We start from the raw sequence: 20,183 nt of genomic DNA, 5'->3' as shown, positions 1-20,183 counted from the left end.
GATTTACTTTTTTAATGATTTTTAACATTTTTTTTAAAAAATTAACAAAATAAATGTTATGGATTAAATAAAATTGTACATTTGATTTTATGTTTTGTCTCAAAATAAGATAATAAAAAATAAATTTTAATTCATTATTGTTATGGTTAAAAACACTGTGAAATTAACTAGTATGATAGCTGCAATTTACTTATTTGCAGGATATCAAGAATTAAGCGCTCAAACAAAAGATTCGCTTAAAGAAAAGCAAATAGAAGAGGTAGTGATGATTGGTTATGGTAGTAGAAAAAAAGTAGATAATACTACTTCCATAAGCTCACTTAGCACTGAAGATGTAACCAAGGTAAAGGTTCTTAATGCTACTCAAGCTATTCAAGGTAAAGCCTCTGGAGTTACAGTTGTTGCTTCAGATTTACCAGGGTCTACACCTACGGTAATTATTAGAGGTTTAGGAACAGCATTAAGTGGTAGAAATCCTCTATATGTAGTAGATGGAATGTTTGTAGATAATATTAACAATATCAATTCAAATGATATTTTATCTTATGATATTCTAAAAGATGCATCAGCATTGGCTATTTATGGGAACAGAGCTGCTAATGGTGTAATCATTGTAACAACTAAAAGCGGAAAAGGGAAAAAAATTACTGTAGAGTATGACGGATTTACAGGAGCTAGAATGCCTTTGAAAAAAGTTAAAATGGCTGGTAGTAATTTATTTTCATATTATACTAACACAGCTTTATCAAGTACAAAATTTTCACAAGATCAGCCAATTAATACAGATTGGTTTGATGCAATAACTAGAGTAGGTACTTACAATCAGCACAATGTTTCTTTATCAGGTGCATCAGAAAACGCAAAATATTTCTTAAGTTTAAGTAATTATGATGAAAAGGCAATATTGAAAGGAACAGACTTTAATAGAGCTACGGTAAGAACTAATAATGAGTTTAAAATCTCTAAAGGAATAACTGTTTCACAAAACTTCAGCATCGCATTTAATAATGTTACTCCTAAACCTCTAGGGACATTTACTACTGCTTACAAACAATCTCCTATAGTTCCTTTATATTATCCAGACGGAAAATATGGAGTGTCTTTTGTAGGTGCTAATGGATTTGCATCTCCTACAGGTTCATCATTTAATAACGTTGGCAATCCACTTGCACAGTTAAATTTCTTTAATGAAAAACAGAAATCAGTTTTGATGCAAGGAGGTATTAAATTAGATATGAATATCGTTAAAAATTTAAAATTTACTTCTCAATTTAATGGAGAATATTATAATTTTAAAAGTTACAACTATGCAGATTCTAAAGCAATTTGGCTAGCAGCTGATCCTACAAGATTACCTTCTAATTATCTTGCAACAGATCCTATTAATCTTTTAAGCAATTCTAAAACTGATTATTTTAATTGGTTGTTAACTAATTTTGTAACCTATAATAAAAGAATAGGAATACATGATATTGAAGCAACAGTAGGTATGGAAGTTTCTGAAAGAAGTGGAGATAATTACTTCTATATGCAGAGAAAAAACATGATTGCTAATAGTAATTATTGGGATTTAGATGGACAAAATTATCAAAGTCAAATTGTTACTATAAATAGTAAAAATTTCAATGATAATAGGACAAATTCTTACTTTGCTAGAGCTCAATATAAATTAATGAATAAATATTTATTTTCTGCAACAATTAGAAGAGATGGATCTTCTCAATTTACAGAAGGTAATAAATGGGGTAATTTCCCTGCATTTGGTTTAGGTTGGGTCATCTCTGAAGAAAATTTCTTAAAAGATAATTCAGTAATTAACCTTTTAAAATTAAGAGGAGGATGGGGTAGATTAGGTAACCAAAATGTACCATTAAATATTTTACCTTTTGCCACAGGAGATGTTTATAATTATGCATTTGGTGGTTTAACATCTTCAAGTGGTAATACAATAGATCAAGTTTATGACCCAAATCTTTCTTGGGAAATTACGGAAGAATCTACAGTTGGTTTAGATTATGAATTATTAAATAGAAGATTAAAAGGTTCTGTAGATTTGTATAATAGAGTAACTAAAAATATAATTCTAGCTTCTGTTCCGCTCATGACTTCAGGGATTTCAAATAATGGATATGCTCATTTAGGTGAAGTTACAAATAAAGGTTTTGAGTTAGGATTAAGCTGGGATGACAAAATAACTCAGGATCTTACTTATAGTATTAGTGGTAATTATTCATTTAATGATAACAAGTTAAATAAGGTAATGCCAGGAATTAACCCAATCAGAGGAGGTAGTCTTGGTAATGGACAATATACTAAATTGCTTTCAGAATTGGCAGTTAATCAACCTTTAGGAAGTTTCTGGTTATGGGAAGTTTCAGGAAAAGATGCCAATGGTAATTTTACCTATGTAGATGTAGATGGTGACGGCAAAACTGGAGCAAATGACTTGGATGATAGAAAATTTATGGGCTCATATATTCCTAAGTCTACATTTGGTGTTAATATAGGCTTGAAATATAAAAATGTAGATTTTTCAGCCAATGGATATGGAACATTTGGCGCTAAAGTTTATAATGGTAAAAAAGCTCAAAGGTTCTCTGGAGAAAACATAGAATATAGTGTGGCTAATGATTTTTGGACTGCTACCAATACAGATTCTGTAAACCCAGCACCTTTTAATGCGGTTCCAATTGCGTCTGATTATTATTTAGAATCAGGAGATTTCTTTAGAGTAAATAACATTACATTAGGTTATACATTAAGTAAAACTGTAGATTATCTTTCAAATGTTAGACTTTATGTAAGTGCTATTAACCCTATAATTATCCAAAAATTTTCTGGATTTAGTCCAGAGCTTAATGCAAACGGAAATCCATATGATTTAACAGGAGTAGAACTAGATGCTTATCCTACTTTGAGATCATTTGTATTTGGAGTTAATATTAAATTTTAAAAATTTGAAATCATGAACAAAAAAATAATATTATTATCATCTATTCTGCTTTTTACTTTGTCTTCACAAAGTTGCAGTAATGATTATCTTGATGTAAAACCTACTCAGTCAATTTCAGCAGAAGATTTATCCTTATATAATAATAACGCTGGAGCTGAAGGATTCGTAACTACAATTTATGCTAAATTTTTAGATTGGAATGTAAGTTCATTCTCATGGATTGGTATCACAAGTATTGCAAGTGATGAAGCAGATAAAGGCTCTTCTCCAGGAGATACAGGTGGCGATAAAAATTTATTAGACGCACTTAATTTTACTCCAACTGGAGGTTCTATAGAAGAAGTTTTCAAAGCTAATTACCAAATCGTAAATAGATGTAATCAGGCACTATTTTTTATACCTCAGTTAAATAACGCAGATGCAGCACTAAGAGATAGATTAATTGGAGAAGCTAAGTTTCTTAGAGCATTTACTTATTTTACGTTGGTAAGAACTTATGGAGGAGTTCCTATTGTAGATCATGTCCCAGTACCAGGAAATGAAGATGATAGAGTAATGCAACTAACAAGAAAATCAAAAGAAGAAGTCTATGCATTTATAGAAAAAGACTTAAGAGACGCTATTAATGCATTACCAGAAAAATCTGCTTATACTGGAGCAAACGTAGGTAGAGCTTCTAAAGGAGCAGCTTATGCTCTATTAGCAAAAGTTTCTTTATACCAAAAGAAATGGCAACAAGTTATAGACAACTGTAATATGGTTACTGGGTATTCATTAACTCCAGATTTCCAAGAAATTTATAAAATTACAGGAGAAAACAATGCTGAATCTATTTTTGAAATTCAAGGACAAGGCGGTATAGGTAAACCAGGAATACAACAATATTCTCAGACCCAAGGAGCTCGTGGAGCTGGAGGCTGGGGTTGGGGATTTAGTACTCCTTCTCAAGGATTAGTAGACGCTTTTAATGAACAAGGTGATACTGAAAGAAGAGATGCAACCATCATTTTTAGAAATTCTACCCTTTATGATGGAAGAGTAGTTCCTGCTACAGTAGAGAATCCTTATTATAACTACAAAGCGTATTCTTCTAATTTCTCTGGTAATGATGATTCAGACGCTAATATTAGATATTTAAGATATGCAGAAGTTCTGCTTATGAAAGCAGAAGCTTTAAATGAACTTAACCAAACAAGTGCCGCTGCTCCATTCCTTAACCAAGTGAGAAACAGAGCGGGCTTAGCGAATACCACCGCTACAACTCAAGCAGATTTAAGAACAGCTATTTACAAAGAAAGAAGACTAGAATTGGCTTTTGAGCATGACAGATGGTATGATATTATTAGAACAGGTCAAGCTCAAGCTGCTATGGCTGCTAATGGAAAAACTTTTGTAGTTGGCAAGCATGAGGTTTATCCTATTCCTCAATCTTTTATCAATGAATCAAAAGGGTTGTCTCAACAAAATCCAGGTTATTAATCTTTAATTTAATTATTATGAAAAAACTTAAAATAAGTTCACTTTTTATTCTTAGTGCTTTTTTGTTTAGTTGCGAAGATAGTATAGATAAAGAAAACTTGCCTATTCCATATCCAGCAATTGGAGGTTATGAAAATTCAGATGAAATAGCTTCAGGTGATTTAGTTGCTAAGTTTAGTTTTGAAGATAATCTTTCTGATTCAAGAAATAATATAACAGGAGCAGTACCAAATAATGTGGCTTATGCAGTAGGCGCTAAAGGTAAAGCTTATGATGGGTCAGCAACTCAATTAAGATATGCAGTTGCTAATGCTAATTCAGCAATTACAGCACTCAATAATTTTACTATTTCATTTTGGATGAAATCAGCAAATACAGTTTCTCCCAGTACGCCTGGTCAAGGAAAAGGAGCGCAAGGTATTTTTACAATAGTAAGACCAACTGAATTCTGGGGAGGTATTAATTTATTTATTGAAAACCCAGATACAGCTTTCCCAGATAGAATAAGATTAAAACTGGGAGTTGAAAATGGTAGAAGTGCAGTAGTTTGGAGAGGTCAAAGTGTTATTATGAATATAGATGGGCAAAAAAATAAATGGATCCATGTTACAATGACATATGACTCTACTACTAGTAAAGTAAGTTGTTATTTAAATGGTGAACCTGCTAGTAATCTTAATGGCTTTGCTTATGCACCTGCAAATGGACTTATTGGCTCTGCTCCTTGGTTTGCAGATAATCCTGGAAGTATTGATAATGTAAACAATGCACCTGGCTATGGAGTTTTCCAAATGGTAGGTACAAATGGAAAAATAGTCATAGGAAATCACCAATTTGAAACCGTGCCTTCTCAAAATGGAGGTGGTCAAGAAGATTGGGCAACAAGCTTCGCTGGTCAATTAGATGAGTTTAGAATATATAAAGCGGCATTAAAACCTAATGAAGTTTCATCATTGTATCAGCTCGAAAAGAACAATAGATAATAATAATTTTGAGCCATCTTTATGATGGCTCTTTTTAGATCCATTAATATGAAAAAAATATTGTCCATTTTTTTGATTTCATCTTTATTCTTATTCTCTTGCAACGAAGATGATTCACCAAAAGGTGGAGGAACACCTTTACCTACAAATCCTACAGATCCTCCCAAAGCTTACACAGACCCAGAAATTGTAGAAATGGTTCAGAAAGATGCGCTTAAATATTTTTGGGATTATGCACAATCTAATTCTAAATTAGCTAGAGAAAGATATCATACAGATAATCCTGGTCAAGATGCTCATGTTGTTTCCACAGGAGGTTCTGGTTTCGGGTTGATGACGATTTTAGTAGGGATTAAAAATGGTTATGTAACGAGAACCGATGCCGTTTCTAGATTATCGACCGCTCTTAATTTCTTACAAAATGCCAATCGTTTTCATGGAGCTTGGCCACATTGGATGGACGGGAATACAGGGAATGTTATTCCTTTCAGCACAAAAGATAATGGAGGAGATTTAGTAGAAACAGCTTTTCTAGCTCAAGGTTTAATCTGCGTAAGAGAGTATTTCAAAAATTCTTCAGATACTACAGAATTGGCCATTTCAAAAAAAGCAGACGATTTATGGAAAGGAATCGAGTGGAATTGGTATACTCAAGGTCAAAACGTTTTGTATTGGCATTGGTCACCCAATTATAATTTTGAGATGAACCACCAATTGCGAGGTTTTGATGAAACTTTAATCACTTATGTTTTAGCAGCAGCTTCACCTAATTATGCTATTGAAAAAACGGTTTACACCGAAGGTTGGGCAAGAAGTGGTGCTATAAAAACATTTTCCTCACAATACGGCATTCCTTTAATAGTTAATCATAACGGAGCTAACGGAACAGTTGGTCCTATGTTTTGGTCTCATTATTCTTTCTTAGGATTAGATCCTAGAGGTTTAAGAGATGACTATGTGAATTATGGTGATGCAGTAGTAAATCATTCTAAAATCATGTATCAGTACTGTGTTACCAATCCTAAAAGCTGGCAAGGATATAATTCTAAAAGTTGGGGTTTAACGGCAAGTTATTCCAGAAATCCCCAAACTGGAGGAGATGATTATGCAGCACATCAACCGAATAACGATTTAGGAATAATTTCGCCTACAGCAGCTATTTCGGATATGCCTTATACGCCTGCAGAAAGTATGAATTTTTTAAGATTTTTATACAATGAAAATTATAAAAAATACATCGGTGTAGCAGGACCTTATGATGCATATTCTGTACATTACAATTGGGTTACTCCAAGATATTTAGCAATAGACCAGGGTACAATCGCGCCGATGGTAGAAAATCATCGTTCGGCATTTTTGTGGCAATTGTTTATGAATGCTCCAGATGTAAAACAAGGTTTACTGAAATTAGGTTTCCATTCTACTCAATATGGATTCTAAAAATTCATTCGAATAGGTTTAATTATTAATAAAAATGAAAAAAATAATCATATTTCTTTTTGCAAGTTTCATGCTGAGTTCTTGTCAGTCTCAAAAAACCGTGACTGAGACCAAGAATACAGAAACTTCAAAATTAACAGACCAACAATTAATGGATAAGGTTCAAAAAGATGCACTCAAATATTTTTGGGATTATGCAGAACCTAATTCATTGCTCGGAAGAGAACGCTATCACGAAGACAATATCTATCCTCAAAATGATAAACATGTAGTGACTACAGGTGGTTCAGGTTTTGGTTTAGCAACCGTTTTGGTAGGAGTTGAAAGAGGTTTTATTCCAAGAGAAGAAGCCGTAAAAAGACTCAATACCATGATGGATTTCTTAGCGAAAGCAGATCGTTTTCACGGAGCTTGGAGTCATTGGATTAATGGAGAAACCGGGAAAGTAGTTCCTTTTGGCAGAAAAGACAATGGTGGAGATTTAGTAGAAACCGCTTTTCTCACTTCAGGGATTTTAATGGTTCGCGAATATTTTAAAGATGGTAATGCAGAAGAAAAAGCATTGGCTCAAAAATGTGACGAACTTTGGAAAGGAATTGAATGGAATTGGTATACCAAAGGTGGCGAAAAAGTCTTGTATTGGCATTGGTCACCAGAATATCAGTGGGAGATGAATTTCCCATTGCAAGGTTATAATGAATGTTTGATTACTTATATTTTAGCAGCTTCATCGCCTACACATGCTATAGACGCAGAAACTTATTATCAAGGTTGGACTAGAAACGGAACTTACCTTACTGATAAATCTAAGTACGGACTTCCGCTTTATGTGAAACACAATTATTCTGAGGAATATGGAGGTCCTTTATTTTGGGCACATTATTCGTACATTGGTTTAGACCCAACTGGTTTAAGTGATAAACTCATCAAGAATTATTTTGATTTGAATAAAAATCAAGTACTCATTGATTATAAATATTGTGTAGAAAATCCTAAAAATTGGAAAGGTTATGGCGAAAATTATTGGGGACTTACCGCAAGTTACACTAGAAATAATGACGGTGGAGTAGGCTATACCGCGCATCAACCTACAGAAGATAGAGGCGTGATTACACCAACAGCTGCTTTGAGTAGTTTTCCGTATTCTCCAAAAGAATCGATGAATTTTTTAAGATTTATGTACACGCAGAAACCAGAATTTATTGGTAGTGCAGGTCCTTTTGATGCAACTTCTATTCATTATGATAATTGGTTTACACCACGTTATTTGGCTATTGACCAAGGAACGATCGCTCCCATGATTGAAAATTACAGAACAGGTTTCCTTTGGAAGTTGTTTATGAACGCACCAGAAATCAAACAAGGGCTTAAAAAATTAGAATTCAAATCAGAGAAGTATAACATTAAATAAATATGAAGATGAAATTCATTTTAAAAATCACGGCATTACTTGTTTTTGGGTTTATCAGTCAAGCAAATGCTCAAGAAATAAAAGCAGAATTCAAGAAAGAAGTGAAAGTAGAAAAAAATATTTCCTATGTTTTTGATTATCCTCAAAACGCTAAAGGAAATGTTCCGTTGATTGTTTTTTTACACGGTTCTGGCGAAAGAGGAACCAATTTAGAAATGGTAAAAGCGCACAGTCCGTTTACCTATAAAAATTTAATGCAGGAACCTGTGGCAATTCTTGCGCCGCAATGTCCCGAAAATATGTGGTGGGATACACAAGCCGTGTATTTTTTGATTCAAGAAATCGTGCAGAAATATAAAATAGATGCGTCTAGAATTTACCTCACAGGTTTATCTATGGGAGGTTGGGGAACGCTGAAACTGGCAGGAGAACACCCTGAAATGTTTGCAGCAGTAGCTTCTGTTTGTGCACCTACAGACAGAGTAATGCTTGCCAATATTCATAATTATAAGGACATGAACCTTAAAATTTATCATGGTGGAATGGATGATGTGGTGTTGCCAGAAAACGCGACTAATTTTTGGATGAAAGTTCACCCGATTAATCCAAAAGCAGAACTCATTATCTTTCCAAATGATAATCACAATTCTTGGGATTCTACCTATTCTAACCCAGAATTTTACAAGTGGCTTCTCTCACAGAAAAAGAAATAACAGTTTTACAAATCAAAACCCCTCCAAATTTTTGGAGGGGTTTGCTTATAGGTGAATTTTTAATTTTTTATTCTATTTCCAAAACTGTAAGATAATATCCATTTACCGTTTTTATATTTATAGACATTAAACTCATTTTTATAAAAAGTCTTAAGTTGAATCAAAGCTTCCCGGTTGTCTCTTATAAAAAGCGGCGTTGAAATTTGTAATGTGTTATTGTCTTTAATTTCAGTTATTTTGCTTTTAGATTTGTAATTTTTCCAATTTATCTGAGGAGCGTATTTTTTAGCTTTATAATATAAACTAAAATCTTCTTCTTTAACTTCTTTCATTGTGAATTTGAAGTTTTCATCATTTTTTAATAAATCGGTCAATTCTGGAGTAAAACTCCATGCATAAATATTCATTTTTTCATATTCTTGGTCATCCACAATTTCCTTAAAAATTCCTTGCGTATTTTTTTGTTGATGCAAACAAGAAGATAAAGAGAATGTAATAATCAAAATAATTATATTCTTCATTAAAGTTTATTTCAAAAATAAAACCGTTTTTATAATTTAAATATATAAAGACTACGCATACATTCCTTCAATCAAAGCTTTGAATTTTTCCAGAATAATTTTACGTTTTATTTTTAGTGTTGGAGTAATTTCGCCACGTTCTATGGTAAATTCTTCAGGTAAAAGTTTGAACTTTTTAATTTTTTCAAAACTTGCAAATTCCTTTTGAATATCATTCACTACTTTTTCAAAAGTTTCTTTAATAAAAGGCGTTTCTAGTAATTTTTTCTTCTCTTCTATGTTCAGAGAAAGGTAATTTTTAAATTCTTCGTATTTCTCCATCAAAGTTTCAAAATTCGGAACTATCACCGCAGAAACATAAGGTTTTCCTTCGGCAATTACCATCGCTTGAGCAATGTAAGGATTGCTCTGTAATGGGATTTCTATGCTTTGTGGCGCAATATATTTTCCGTTAGAAGTTTTCATTAAATCCTTAATTCTATCGGTAATGTAGAGATTTCCTTCTTCGTCTATTCTACCAGCATCACCCGTTCTGAAATAACCATCTTCCGTGAAAACTTTAGCCGTTTCTTCTTCGTTTTTGTAGTAACCTTTCATTACACCTTGATATTTTACCAAAATTTCATCATCTGCTCCTATTTTAATTTCTACACCTGGTAGAGCTTTTCCTACGCTTCCGTACACATAATTTTTCGGAGGAAGTGCAGTAACGGTAGCGGTGGTTTCGGTAAGTCCATACCCTACAATCACGGGTAAACCAATGGCTGCAAAAAATTCTGAAATTTCTTTTTTCAGCATCGCTCCACCACAAGGTAAAAACGAAAGATTTCCGCCCAATTCATTTTTAATTTTTCTGAAAACCAATTTGTCAAAAAAATTAAACTGTAATTGTAAACCAAACGGAACTTTAGCGCCAGTTCTTTTTTTATCCGCCACTTTAGCGCCTACTTCCAAAGCTTTTTTGAAAAGTTTTTGTTTCGTAGGTGAAGAAGCTTCTATTTTTTTAATTAAAGTTTGATATACTTTTTCGTAGAATCTTGGTACGGCACACATTGCAGTTGGGTGAACGTGTTTCAGCGTGTTCAAGATATTTTTTGGGTCTTCTAAAATGGCAACTTCACCACCTTGAGAAAGCACAAAAAGCGTCCAGCTTCTTTCGAAAATATGACTTAATGGTAAAAATGCCAAAGATTTCATGTCGTACAAATTGTCGAAACTGAAAAATTCTTTGTGCGCCGCAACTACCGCTTTGAAACCACCATGTGTAAGCATTACACCTTTCGGGATTCCTGTAGTTCCAGAAGTGTAAAGAATGGTTGCCAAATCTTCATCGGTAATTTCGATGAGGTTTCTTTCCGTAGCAAAATGCTTGATGAAATCTGGGAAATACGTAATGTTTTCGGCTTCGTCTTTTATGACATGAGACGTGAAAATATGTAATTTTTTGCCCAAATGTTTTTCGGCACTTTTCAGAATTTCAAGTTGAGGAGTGTCTCCCACCAAAATATGTTGCATTTCGGTTTGCTTGATGATATATTCGGTCTGGTCATAATTATTGGTGGCATAAATGGGGATGGTAATCGCCCCCAACATTTGCACGGCAACGTCAAAAATAATCCAATCTTTAGAATTTTGAGAAAAAACACCTACACAATCTCCCTTTTTTACGTCTAGAGTATGCAATCCGTTTGCAGTTTGGCAAACCATTGCCCAGAATTTTTTCCAAGTAAGAATCTCTATTTCGTCACCGTTTCTAAAACTAAGAGCGGTTTTCTGTGGGAATTTTTTGGTGTTTTCTTCTAAAAGCTGAAGTAGGTTTTTCATTATCTGTTTACTATTTATATTATAACTTCCCAAAATTACGAATTATTGCATGTTTTATACCTATAAATTGATTTTTTAATTTTTAGAGATTTGTTATCTTTGAAGATTATTAAAAAACTATGATTTTTTCATTAAAAGGTATTGTTCAAGAACTTACTCCTACCTATGTGGTGATAGAGGTAAATGGAGTGGGTTATTATGTAGGCATTTCTTTGCAAACGTCTCAGCGACTTTCTTTAGGAAAGGAAGTTTTTCTTTTTACGCAGCAAATTATCAGAGAAGATGCGCATTTGCTTTTTGGGTTTTATACCAAAGAAGAAAAAGAAATGTTTAATCTCTTAATTTCTGTAAATGGAGTGGGTGCAGTTTCTGCGCTGATTTTGCTTTCTTCATTAGATCTTAAAGACATTGCTCAAGCGATTCTCAATAAAAATTCTGCCTTGCTCCAAAAAGTAAAAGGAGTAGGTGCTAAAACCGCTGAAAGAATTATCGTAGATTTACGAGATAAGGTAGAAAAATTCGGGGTTTCTGCGGAGAACATTTCTGCTTTTGCAGACAATAAAGTGAAAGAAGAATCGTTATCTGCTTTAGAAGTTTTAGGGATTCCTAAAAAGATGAGCGAGAAGATTGCCGATAGAATTTTAAAACAAAATCCAGATTTGCAAACTGAAGAATTGGTGAAGCAAATTCTAAAAATGATATAAACACAAGTGAAGAAAACTTTTCCTCTGCATAAAATCTATTTTTCGATTGTATTTTTATGTTTTTCTGCGTTATTTTTTGCGCAGCAAAAGCCTTCGGATACAGCGAATATTTCTATAAGGAAAGATTATGCCTTGCCCAATCCTACGAGATACGAAGCGTTCTATGATGTAAAAACGGGTATGTATTATCTCTACCCAAAAATTGGAAACACCATAACTGGAGCGCCCATAGTTCTCACTCCTAAAGAATATTCTACTTACAACCTGAATAATAGTCTCAAAGATTATTATCAGCAAAAAGCTTTTGGTGGAAATCTCTACAAAGAAGACAAAAAAGAAGCCGAAAAGAAAGGCTTAATTCAAAGTGTGACTATCAAAAATAAAATTTTTGAAACCATTTTTGGTAGCAATAAAATAGAATTGATTCCAAATGGTTTTGCGAGTTTTGATTTAGGAGGTTTACACCAAAAAATTGAAAATCCATTAATTCTTCCGCAGAACAGAAGCAATTTTGCGATTAATATTCAGCAGAGAATTCAGCTAGGAGTTTTAGGGAAAGTTGGAGAAAATCTTCAACTCAAAGCCAATTACGACACGCAATCTGGTTTTGCATTTGAGAATAGAATGAATCTCGTTTGGCAAGCGAAAGGAACTTGGAGGGATTTACAAAATCAAGCCATCAGTGAAGCAAAAAATCCACTAAAAGGTGGCGAAGATAAAATTATAAAAAGAGTAGAATTCGGTAATGTGAACATGCCACTTTCTACCAATTTAATCAGAGGCTCTGAATCTCTTTTTGGTCTAAAAACAGAATTCCAATTAGGGAAAACGTACGGAACTTTGGTGTTTTCTCAGCAACAAGGAGAAGCCAGAAATATTGTAGTTCAAGGAGGTGGCGTAATGCAAACCTTCAAAATAAACGCTTATGATTACGAAGATAATCAGCACTATTTTTTAGGCCAATATTTCTTAAATAATTATGACAACGCTTTAGCCAATTATCCTTTAATCAATTCTAGAATTTCGATTACCCGATTAGAACTTTGGGTTTTAGACCAAGGTTCTGGTAATTTGCAAGAGCAGAAAAGTATTTTGGGGATTAGAGATTTAGGAGAAGGCGGAAGTTTCCCAGACAATTCTAATTTAGGTGTTTATAATGCCGTAGCCAATCTTGGCGGAATAAGAGATGTAAACCAAACCTACAACGCGATTAATAATCAATCACTTCCGAATACTACAGGTGACCCCAGTTATAAAGACGGCGAACATTTTATCTTTAACCGAAAAGCAAAAAGATTAAATCCTGCTGAATATACCTTTAATCCTCAAGTGGGTTATATTTCTTTGAATCAAAGATTAAATGATAATCAACTTTTGGCGGCGTCTTTTTCTTACACCGTTTCTGGTGACAGCAAAGTCTATAAAGTAGGGGAATTTTCCGAAGAAAGTCCAGTGGTGATTACCAAATTATTGAAACCGAACGTTTCCGTAAAAACCACTTCACCGATGTGGAATTTAATGATGAAAAACGTGTATTCATTAAATGCCAATCAAATTGACTCGCAGAATTTCCTATTAAACGTTTTATATCGTGATAATGACAGCGGTGGAAAAGTAAATTATTTGCCGGGAACACCTGTTGCAGACCAAAATTTATTGAAATTATTCAATTGGGATAGACTGAATGTGAATAACGATATTCAGAACAATACGAATGGTCAACAAGGAGATGGTTTATTTGACTTTGTGCAAGGAATTACGGTAGATGCGCAAAACGGAAGAGTAATGTTTACCAAAGCTCAACCTTTTGGTAATTACTTAGAATCTGTTTTAGGAAGCAATGATCCGAAATTTGTTTTCAATGAGCTGTATACCCAACAAAAACAAGTTGCTTCTGAAAATAATTTAGCACTTAGATACACCATCGAAGGTAGATATAAAGGTTCGCAAGGGACAGGAATTTCTTTAGGCGCGATTAATGTTCCGCGTGGTTCTGTAAAAGTAACTGCAAATGGAGTTGTGCTTACAGAAGGAGTAGATTATACGGTAGATTATATGATAGGTCAAGTAACCATTATCAATGAAATGGTGAAACAATCTGGTCAAGCCATTAATGTGAGTTTGGAAAACCAAATGACCTTTAACACCCAGAGAAAAAGATTTTTAGGATTAAATCTCGAGAGAAAATTTAATGAAAATCTTACCATTGGTGCAACTGTGGTAAATTATTCAGAAACACCATTGACTCAAAAAGTACAGACAGGTTTCGAAGCTGTAAACAATACGATGGCTGGTTTTAATTTAATGTATAATAACCAATCACAGTTTTTAACCAGACTTACAGATAAAATTCCGTTTATCAATACAGAAGCACCGTCTAATATTAATTTGAAATTAGAAGGAGCATATCTTATTCCAGGTCAAAATAAAGGAATTAATGATGAATCTTACATTGATGATTTTGAACAAACCACTTCTAAAATTTCTTTAAAAGAACCTGCGGTGTGGAGTTTAGCATCTAAACCAGAAATTGGTTTCGGAAGTTCTAATAATAATGACTTGACCAACGGATATGGAAGAGGTTTACTGTCTTGGTACAATATAGACCCTAGGTTCTATGGAGTTGGAGGAAAAGCACCGAATGGAATTAATGCTGAAGCGCTTTCTAATCACGCTTCCAGAAGAGTTCAAATGATAGAACTCTTTAACAATAGAGATTTTGTAGCTGGTGAACAAACCTTCACCAATACTTTTGATATTACGTATTATCCTAAAGAAAGAGGTCCGTATAATTTAAATCAAAATGCAGAAATTCCATCACAAAGATGGGCTGGTTTAATGAGACCGATTACGGTTTCTAACTTCAGAAGCTCGAATATAGAATATGTGGAATTTTGGATGATGGATCCTTACGCAGACGGTAAAATGTTAGGAACTGCTCCTAAATTAATGTTGCAATTAGGAAACGTTTCAGAAGATATTCTAAAAGATGGTAAACTGCAATATGAAAATGGTTTGCCTACACCAAATACTCCAGCGAAAACTTCTTCTACCAATTGGGGAACTCAGCCAGACCAATTCCCAGTTTTATATGCTTTCGGTACAGAAAACGAAGAGAGAACTGCTCAAGATGTAGGTTTTGATGGATTGGATAATGTGGCAGAAGCTACAGCTTTCAATACCAATTTTATCAATCCAGTAAAAAATGAGCCAGACCCAGCTGCAGATGATTTTGTATTTTATCTTTCTAATCAGTTTCAGGGAGCATTAGCTTCATCTATGATTGAGCGTTATAAATATTTCAGAAATCCAGATGGAAACTCTCAGTCGAACTCTTTAGAAGTTTCTTCTCAAACTCCGGATGCAGAAGATGTAAATAAAGATTATAACCTAGACCAAAGCGAAAATTACAATCAGTATGATATTAATTTAGCACAGAGCGAATTGGTTTTAGGAAGAAATAATATTGTAGATGTAAAAGAAGTAGAAGTGAAATTCCAAAACGGACAAACTTCTAAAAATAAATGGTTCTTATTCAGAATTCCAGTTGCCAATTATAATTCTTCTACCGAAACTTCTGGTGCAGACCAAATCTTAAACAACGTAAGATTTGCCAGAATGATGCTTACTGGTTTTGATGAAACCGCTACGATTAGATTCGGAACATTAGACTTGGTAAGAAGCGAATGGAGAAAATATGGAAAAGGAATTGCTTCAAATAGAGTAGATGACCAGAACCAATTTGAAGGAACAGGAACTATAGATAATTCTAAATTTGATGTAGGAAGTGTAAACTTAGAAGAAAATGCATTGGGAACTCCACCTTATGTATTGCCTCCAGGAATTGAGAGACAAGTTCTCAGCGGAAATGCAGGTGCTCAAAGACAAAACGAAGCTTCTCTTTATATGAAAACCAACCTTCCGAATGGTGAAGCAAGAGGTGTTTTCAAAAATATCGCTTTAGATATGAGAAGATTCCAAAATTTAGAACTATTTGTTCACGCAGAAGATTTAATTGGCAAAGGTTCTAATCTTGATAAATCTGCGAAGTTCTTCATCAGATTCGGTAGTGATGCTACTGATAATTATTATGAATATGAAGCTTCGCTGAAATATACCGCTCCGAATGCTACTTCTCCGCTTGATATTTGGCCAAATGAAAACACCGTGAGATTAGCGATTCAGGATTTTGTAGATTTAAAAATCTTGAGAGATAAAAATTCTACGGTAACTAACGAAAGATATACTTCGGCAGATTTTGGCGATGAAAATAAAGCCTTCTACGTAAAAGGTAGACCAAGTTTAGGAAATATTACCACCATGATGATTGGGGTGAGAAATAATGACGAGGTAGATAAAAATCTTATTCTTTGGGTTAATGAAATTAGACTTTCGGGAATAGAAAATAAAGGTGGTTATGCAGGAAACGCAAATCTTAATTTTAATTTAGGAGATTTTGCTACTGTAAACGCGAGTGGTGCTTATTCTACGATTGGTTTTGGGTTTATCAACCAAAAACCTGCGGAACGTTCACAGACTACCAACTCGGCTTTTGGTATCAATACAATGGTGAATGTAGATAAATTCTTACCAGAAAAGTTAGGATTGAAGATTCCGGTGAATTATTCTTATTCTCAAACCATAGAAGATCCTAAGTACAATCCACTAAATGATGATGTGGAATTTAGTAAAGATCCAAAGAAAGATGAACTGAAAAAAGTAGCAAGAACCTATACACAACAAAGAAGTATTGGTGTACTCAATATGAGAAAGGATAGAATGAATCCTAATAAAAAACCAAAATTCTATGATGTAGAAAACTTGTCTATCTCTTTAATTTATAATGATGACAAGTATAGAGATGTATACACTAAAGACAATTACAGACAATATTTAAGAGGAAATATAGATTACAGTTTTAATTTTAAACCTTGGAATCTTAAACCATTTAATAAAATTGTAAGCGATACAGCGAAGTCTTATCCTTATCTGAAATGGGCAAAAGAAATTAATTTTAACATAGTTCCTACCAGAGTTTCTTTCAGAACAGAATTAGACAGAAATTACAATGAATTAGAATTTAGAAATATTGATGCGTTGCTCAATGGAAATTCTTCAGCGGATTTTGATGTGATTAAAAACCGAAACTTCTTCTTCGGTTGGCAATATAATGTAGGATTTAATTTAACCAAATCTCTAAAATTAGATATTTCATCAGCTACCAGAACGATTAATGACCAATTGGATATTCAAACCTTTGACAGAAGTTCTATTTTCCAAAATGTTTTCCAAAAAGGAAGACCAGTTCTTTATAACCATAGAATTCAGTTGAGTTATAGATTACCATTTGAAAATTTACCTTATTTAGATTTTGTAAATACGGAGATTGGTTATGGTGTACAGTACAATTGGAGCGCTCGTTCTACAGCAATGGTAGATACTAACGGAGTAAAACTGGGGAACTTGGCACAGAATACCAATAATATTAATGTAACTGGAGGTGCAGATTTTAATAGTTTCTTCAATAAGTTTAAATATTTTAGAAAAGTAAATGATAAAATGAATGCCAGAAAATCTGAAATAGATTCTCTGAACAATGTCTATACTCAAAATTTCTTGAAAAAAGGAAGGAAAAAAGCATTCAAATCTTATACCTTTAAAAATAAGTTGACGCCTACTCAAGCTTTTGCATATGCTTTAACAGCGATAAAACAATTAGATTTTAATTATACCGAAAATAACGGGACCGTTTTACCGGGATTATTATCTTCTCCTAATTTCTATGGATACGGAAAAGGAATTGGCGGGCCAACTTTTGGATTCTTGTTGGGTTCTCAAGCAGACATCAGAAGATATGCTATAGAAAACAGTTGGATTTCTTCTTCGGAATACATGACGGAAGCTTATTCTCAGATGACTACCAGAAATCTTACTGGGAATATTCAGATACAGCCAATCAATGATTTTAGAATAGATGTGAGTTTTACCAAAAATTACATGAAGAATTTAATGCATGGTAATTTTAATGTAGATGCGATTAGCAGTACACCTCAATTTGATTTTTCTTTCGCAACTGAGATGATTACGTTTACCAATTCTAATATTCTCTTGAAGACAAGTTTTGGAAGCGATAATATTTACGAAAAAATTATAGAAAACGCTAAGACGATTTCTCAAATGTATGGAACACCACAAGCTGATGGTTACGCAGAACATTACAGCAAAGCCAATGCTTATGTTTTAATTCCATCTTTCCAAGCAGCGATTGAAGGAAAGTCTCCAACGAAAAATAATAATTTAGAAAAATCTAAATTCCCAATGCCAAACTGGAGAATTACTTATTCGGGAATTAAAAACATACCTTTTATTAATAGTCAGTTTGCTAAGTTTGATATTCTTCATGCCTATACTTCTACTTATACCGCAACTGGAATTCAGAAAAGCGTAGACTATTATAATAAGAATGTAAATCCGGGAGCTCCTCAATATGATATTAATAATGATGTGTACAATCCATATACATTTAACACGATTGGTTATGTAGAAGATTTCTCTCCACTTTTAGGAGCAGATGTTACCATGAGAAATAATATGCAGTTCCGTTTACAATATAATAAGAACAGAATGTATACACTCGGTTTGGTAAATCATACTTTAACCGAAGATTTAGGTTCTGAATATGTTTTTGGTTTTGGATATATTTTAAAAGATTTAAAAATCAAAGTTAGATATCAAGGAAAAGAAAAAAATCTGAAAAGTGATTTAAATGTAAGAGCGGATTTTTCACTAAGAGATAACCAAACCAGAATTACCAATATATTATTAGATGATTCACAGATTACTGGAGGTCAAAGATTAATGAGCGTAAAAGTTTCGGCAGATTATAACATCTCTCAGAACTTTAATCTAAGATTTTTCTATGATCAATTAATGACCAAGTATAAAATTTCTACAGCATTTCCACTTTCTACGGTGAGAGCTGGTATTACTGCTACCTTTAATTTTGGAGGAGGTCAAGGTTTCTAAATGCACATATAATATATATAGTATATAATATAGAATAGAATCAAATTTATTTGGTTCTATTTTTTTTAGAAAAAACTTTTTTGCAACCTCCATATAATTTCATTAATTTTGGGAAAAATAAATTTAGAAATGAACACACCATCAGAATTAAAGTACACCAAAGATCACGAATGGGTTAAACTAGAAGGAAACGTAGCTACAGTTGGAATCACTGATTTTGCTCAAAGCGAATTAGGAGACATCGTTTTTGTAGATGTAGATACTGTAGACGATGATTTAAATGCGGGAGAAGTATTCGGTAGCGTAGAAGCTGTAAAAACTGTTTCAGATTTATATTTACCAGTTTCAGGTAGAGTAATAGAGTTTAATGAAGAGTTAGAAGGTGAACCAGAATTGGTAAACACAGACCCATACGGAAAAGGATGGATTGTAAAAGTAGAACTTTCAGAAGGTGCAGACCAATCAGAATTGCTAACTGCAGAACAGTACCAAGAACTCATTGGATAAGATAACTCACATATTTAGATATTACGTATTGCCCATTTATTGGGCAATACTCACATATATGCTCCTCAAACCAGGAGTAGAAAACAAAGAATATTGGTTTATGTTCTCAGGAATTGATAAATTATTACATATTTCAATATTCGCCCTATTAGGATTTGTTTTCAGAATAAGTTTTCCTAGAATGCAATTTTTTACCTTTTTCTTAGTCATGTTTATATATGGATTAGGTACAGAAATACTACAAAAAGAAATGCATTTAGGAAGAAGTATGGAATTGTTAGACCTTGTTGCAGATTTATTAGGAGTGTTGATGGGATACTTTACCTATCAAAAAATAAAAAACTATTACTTCTAAATTCATATAATCCTTAATGATGTTTAGGATTTATAGTGTAAATAATACTAAAGAAAGGGTATTTTCTTATTGTGGATAACTTTGAAAACTAGTGTAAGTTATTTGTTATCAGAAGAATGTTTTCCCCAATTTAAACAACTGTATAAGTTTTTGTGTAAAATATTTGCATTGTATTTATTTATCGTCATATTTTTGCAATCCGAAACAACGGGAAGCGCAGGAGGTAATTAAGGAAAAAGATACGAAACGAGAACATAAAAATATTTA

Annotated in this window: 12 protein-coding genes; 10 read left to right on the top strand and 2 right to left on the bottom strand. The window is 33.3% G+C overall.

What is annotated here, in order from left to right:
- Positions 1–172 precede the first annotated feature (172 nt).
- The 6 genes from ACT53I_RS08870 (at position 173) to ACT53I_RS08845 (ending at position 8,979) form a co-directional block, all read left to right on the top strand.
- Entirely contained in the window at positions 173–2,953 is a 2,781-nt protein-coding gene (locus ACT53I_RS08870) for a SusC/RagA family TonB-linked outer membrane protein (RefSeq protein ID WP_476079398.1), read from the top strand.
- 12 nt (positions 2,954–2,965) lie between these two features.
- Positions 2,966–4,432, top strand: a complete 1,467-nt coding sequence (locus tag ACT53I_RS08865; RefSeq protein WP_476079397.1) for a RagB/SusD family nutrient uptake outer membrane protein — start codon at positions 2,966–2,968, stop codon at positions 4,430–4,432.
- Positions 4,433–4,530: 98 nt separating this feature from the next.
- The gene (locus tag ACT53I_RS08860; RefSeq protein ID WP_476079396.1) at positions 4,531–5,415 is read left to right on the top strand and encodes a LamG-like jellyroll fold domain-containing protein; all 885 of its coding nucleotides are present in this window, start codon (positions 4,531–4,533) and stop codon (positions 5,413–5,415) included.
- Positions 5,416–5,463: 48 nt separating this feature from the next.
- On the top strand, positions 5,464–6,855 hold the full coding sequence (locus ACT53I_RS08855) for a glucoamylase family protein (RefSeq protein ID WP_476079395.1): 1,392 nt from the start codon (positions 5,464–5,466) through the stop codon (positions 6,853–6,855).
- A 34-nt stretch (positions 6,856–6,889) separates the two neighbouring features.
- Positions 6,890–8,266, top strand: a complete 1,377-nt coding sequence (locus tag ACT53I_RS08850) for a glucoamylase family protein (protein WP_476079394.1) — start codon at positions 6,890–6,892, stop codon at positions 8,264–8,266.
- 8 nt (positions 8,267–8,274) lie between these two features.
- A complete protein-coding gene (locus tag ACT53I_RS08845) occupies positions 8,275–8,979 on the top strand; it encodes a carboxylesterase family protein (protein ID WP_374543002.1) in 705 nt (234 codons plus the stop codon).
- A gap of 59 nt (positions 8,980–9,038) precedes the next feature.
- Here ACT53I_RS08845 and ACT53I_RS08840 read toward each other — a convergent pair whose 3' ends face one another.
- Together ACT53I_RS08840 and ACT53I_RS08835 are read right to left on the bottom strand one after the other, a co-directional pair.
- Positions 9,039–9,500 carry a hypothetical protein gene (locus ACT53I_RS08840; RefSeq protein ID WP_476079393.1) on the bottom strand — a complete coding sequence of 154 codons (462 nt, stop codon included), beginning with the start codon at positions 9,498–9,500 and terminating at the stop codon, positions 9,039–9,041.
- A 51-nt stretch (positions 9,501–9,551) separates the two neighbouring features.
- A complete protein-coding gene (locus ACT53I_RS08835; RefSeq protein ID WP_476079392.1) occupies positions 9,552–11,324 on the bottom strand; it encodes an AMP-dependent synthetase/ligase in 1,773 nt (590 codons plus the stop codon).
- Positions 11,325–11,443: 119 nt separating this feature from the next.
- On the opposite strand from ACT53I_RS08835, the gene ruvA reads away from it, so the two are divergent.
- From ruvA to ACT53I_RS08815, 4 genes are all read left to right on the top strand, one after another.
- A complete protein-coding gene (gene ruvA / locus ACT53I_RS08830) occupies positions 11,444–12,028 on the top strand; it encodes a Holliday junction branch migration protein RuvA (protein WP_069797957.1) in 585 nt (194 codons plus the stop codon).
- A gap of 6 nt (positions 12,029–12,034) precedes the next feature.
- Entirely contained in the window at positions 12,035–19,054 is a 7,020-nt protein-coding gene (gene sov, locus ACT53I_RS08825; protein ID WP_476079391.1) for a T9SS outer membrane translocon Sov/SprA, read from the top strand.
- Between the two features lie 129 nt (positions 19,055–19,183).
- Positions 19,184–19,561: a glycine cleavage system protein GcvH gene (gcvH, locus tag ACT53I_RS08820; RefSeq protein WP_476079390.1), complete on the top strand. Its 378-nt coding sequence runs from the start codon at positions 19,184–19,186 to the stop codon at positions 19,559–19,561.
- Positions 19,562–19,619: 58 nt separating this feature from the next.
- Positions 19,620–19,916, top strand: coding sequence for a VanZ family protein (locus ACT53I_RS08815; protein WP_476079389.1), 297 nt, complete (start codon positions 19,620–19,622; stop codon positions 19,914–19,916).
- Positions 19,917–20,183: the final 267 nt, after the last annotated feature.

Source organism: Cloacibacterium sp. DMC96, from assembly GCF_056313765.1.
This window is presented reverse-complemented; position numbering and strand designations above follow the sequence as displayed.

Excerpts from the sequence above, each read along its gene's own strand:
- ACT53I_RS08850 (WP_476079394.1), top strand. The coding sequence starts at position 6,890 with ATGAAAAAAATAATCATATTTCTTTTTGCAAGTTTCATGCTGAGTTCT.
- ACT53I_RS08815 (WP_476079389.1), top strand. The coding sequence starts at position 19,620 with ATGCTCCTCAAACCAGGAGTAGAAAACAAAGAATATTGGTTTATGTTC.
- ACT53I_RS08835 (WP_476079392.1), bottom strand. The coding sequence starts at position 11,324 with ATGAAAAACCTACTTCAGCTTTTAGAAGAAAACACCAAAAAATTCCCA.
- ACT53I_RS08870 (WP_476079398.1), top strand. The coding sequence starts at position 173 with ATGATAGCTGCAATTTACTTATTTGCAGGATATCAAGAATTAAGCGCT.
- gcvH (WP_476079390.1), top strand. The coding sequence starts at position 19,184 with ATGAACACACCATCAGAATTAAAGTACACCAAAGATCACGAATGGGTT.
- ruvA (WP_069797957.1), top strand. The coding sequence starts at position 11,444 with ATGATTTTTTCATTAAAAGGTATTGTTCAAGAACTTACTCCTACCTAT.
- ACT53I_RS08840 (WP_476079393.1), bottom strand. The coding sequence starts at position 9,500 with ATGAAGAATATAATTATTTTGATTATTACATTCTCTTTATCTTCTTGT.
- ACT53I_RS08855 (WP_476079395.1), top strand. The coding sequence starts at position 5,464 with ATGAAAAAAATATTGTCCATTTTTTTGATTTCATCTTTATTCTTATTC.
- ACT53I_RS08845 (WP_374543002.1), top strand. The coding sequence starts at position 8,275 with ATGAAATTCATTTTAAAAATCACGGCATTACTTGTTTTTGGGTTTATC.
- ACT53I_RS08865 (WP_476079397.1), top strand. The coding sequence starts at position 2,966 with ATGAACAAAAAAATAATATTATTATCATCTATTCTGCTTTTTACTTTG.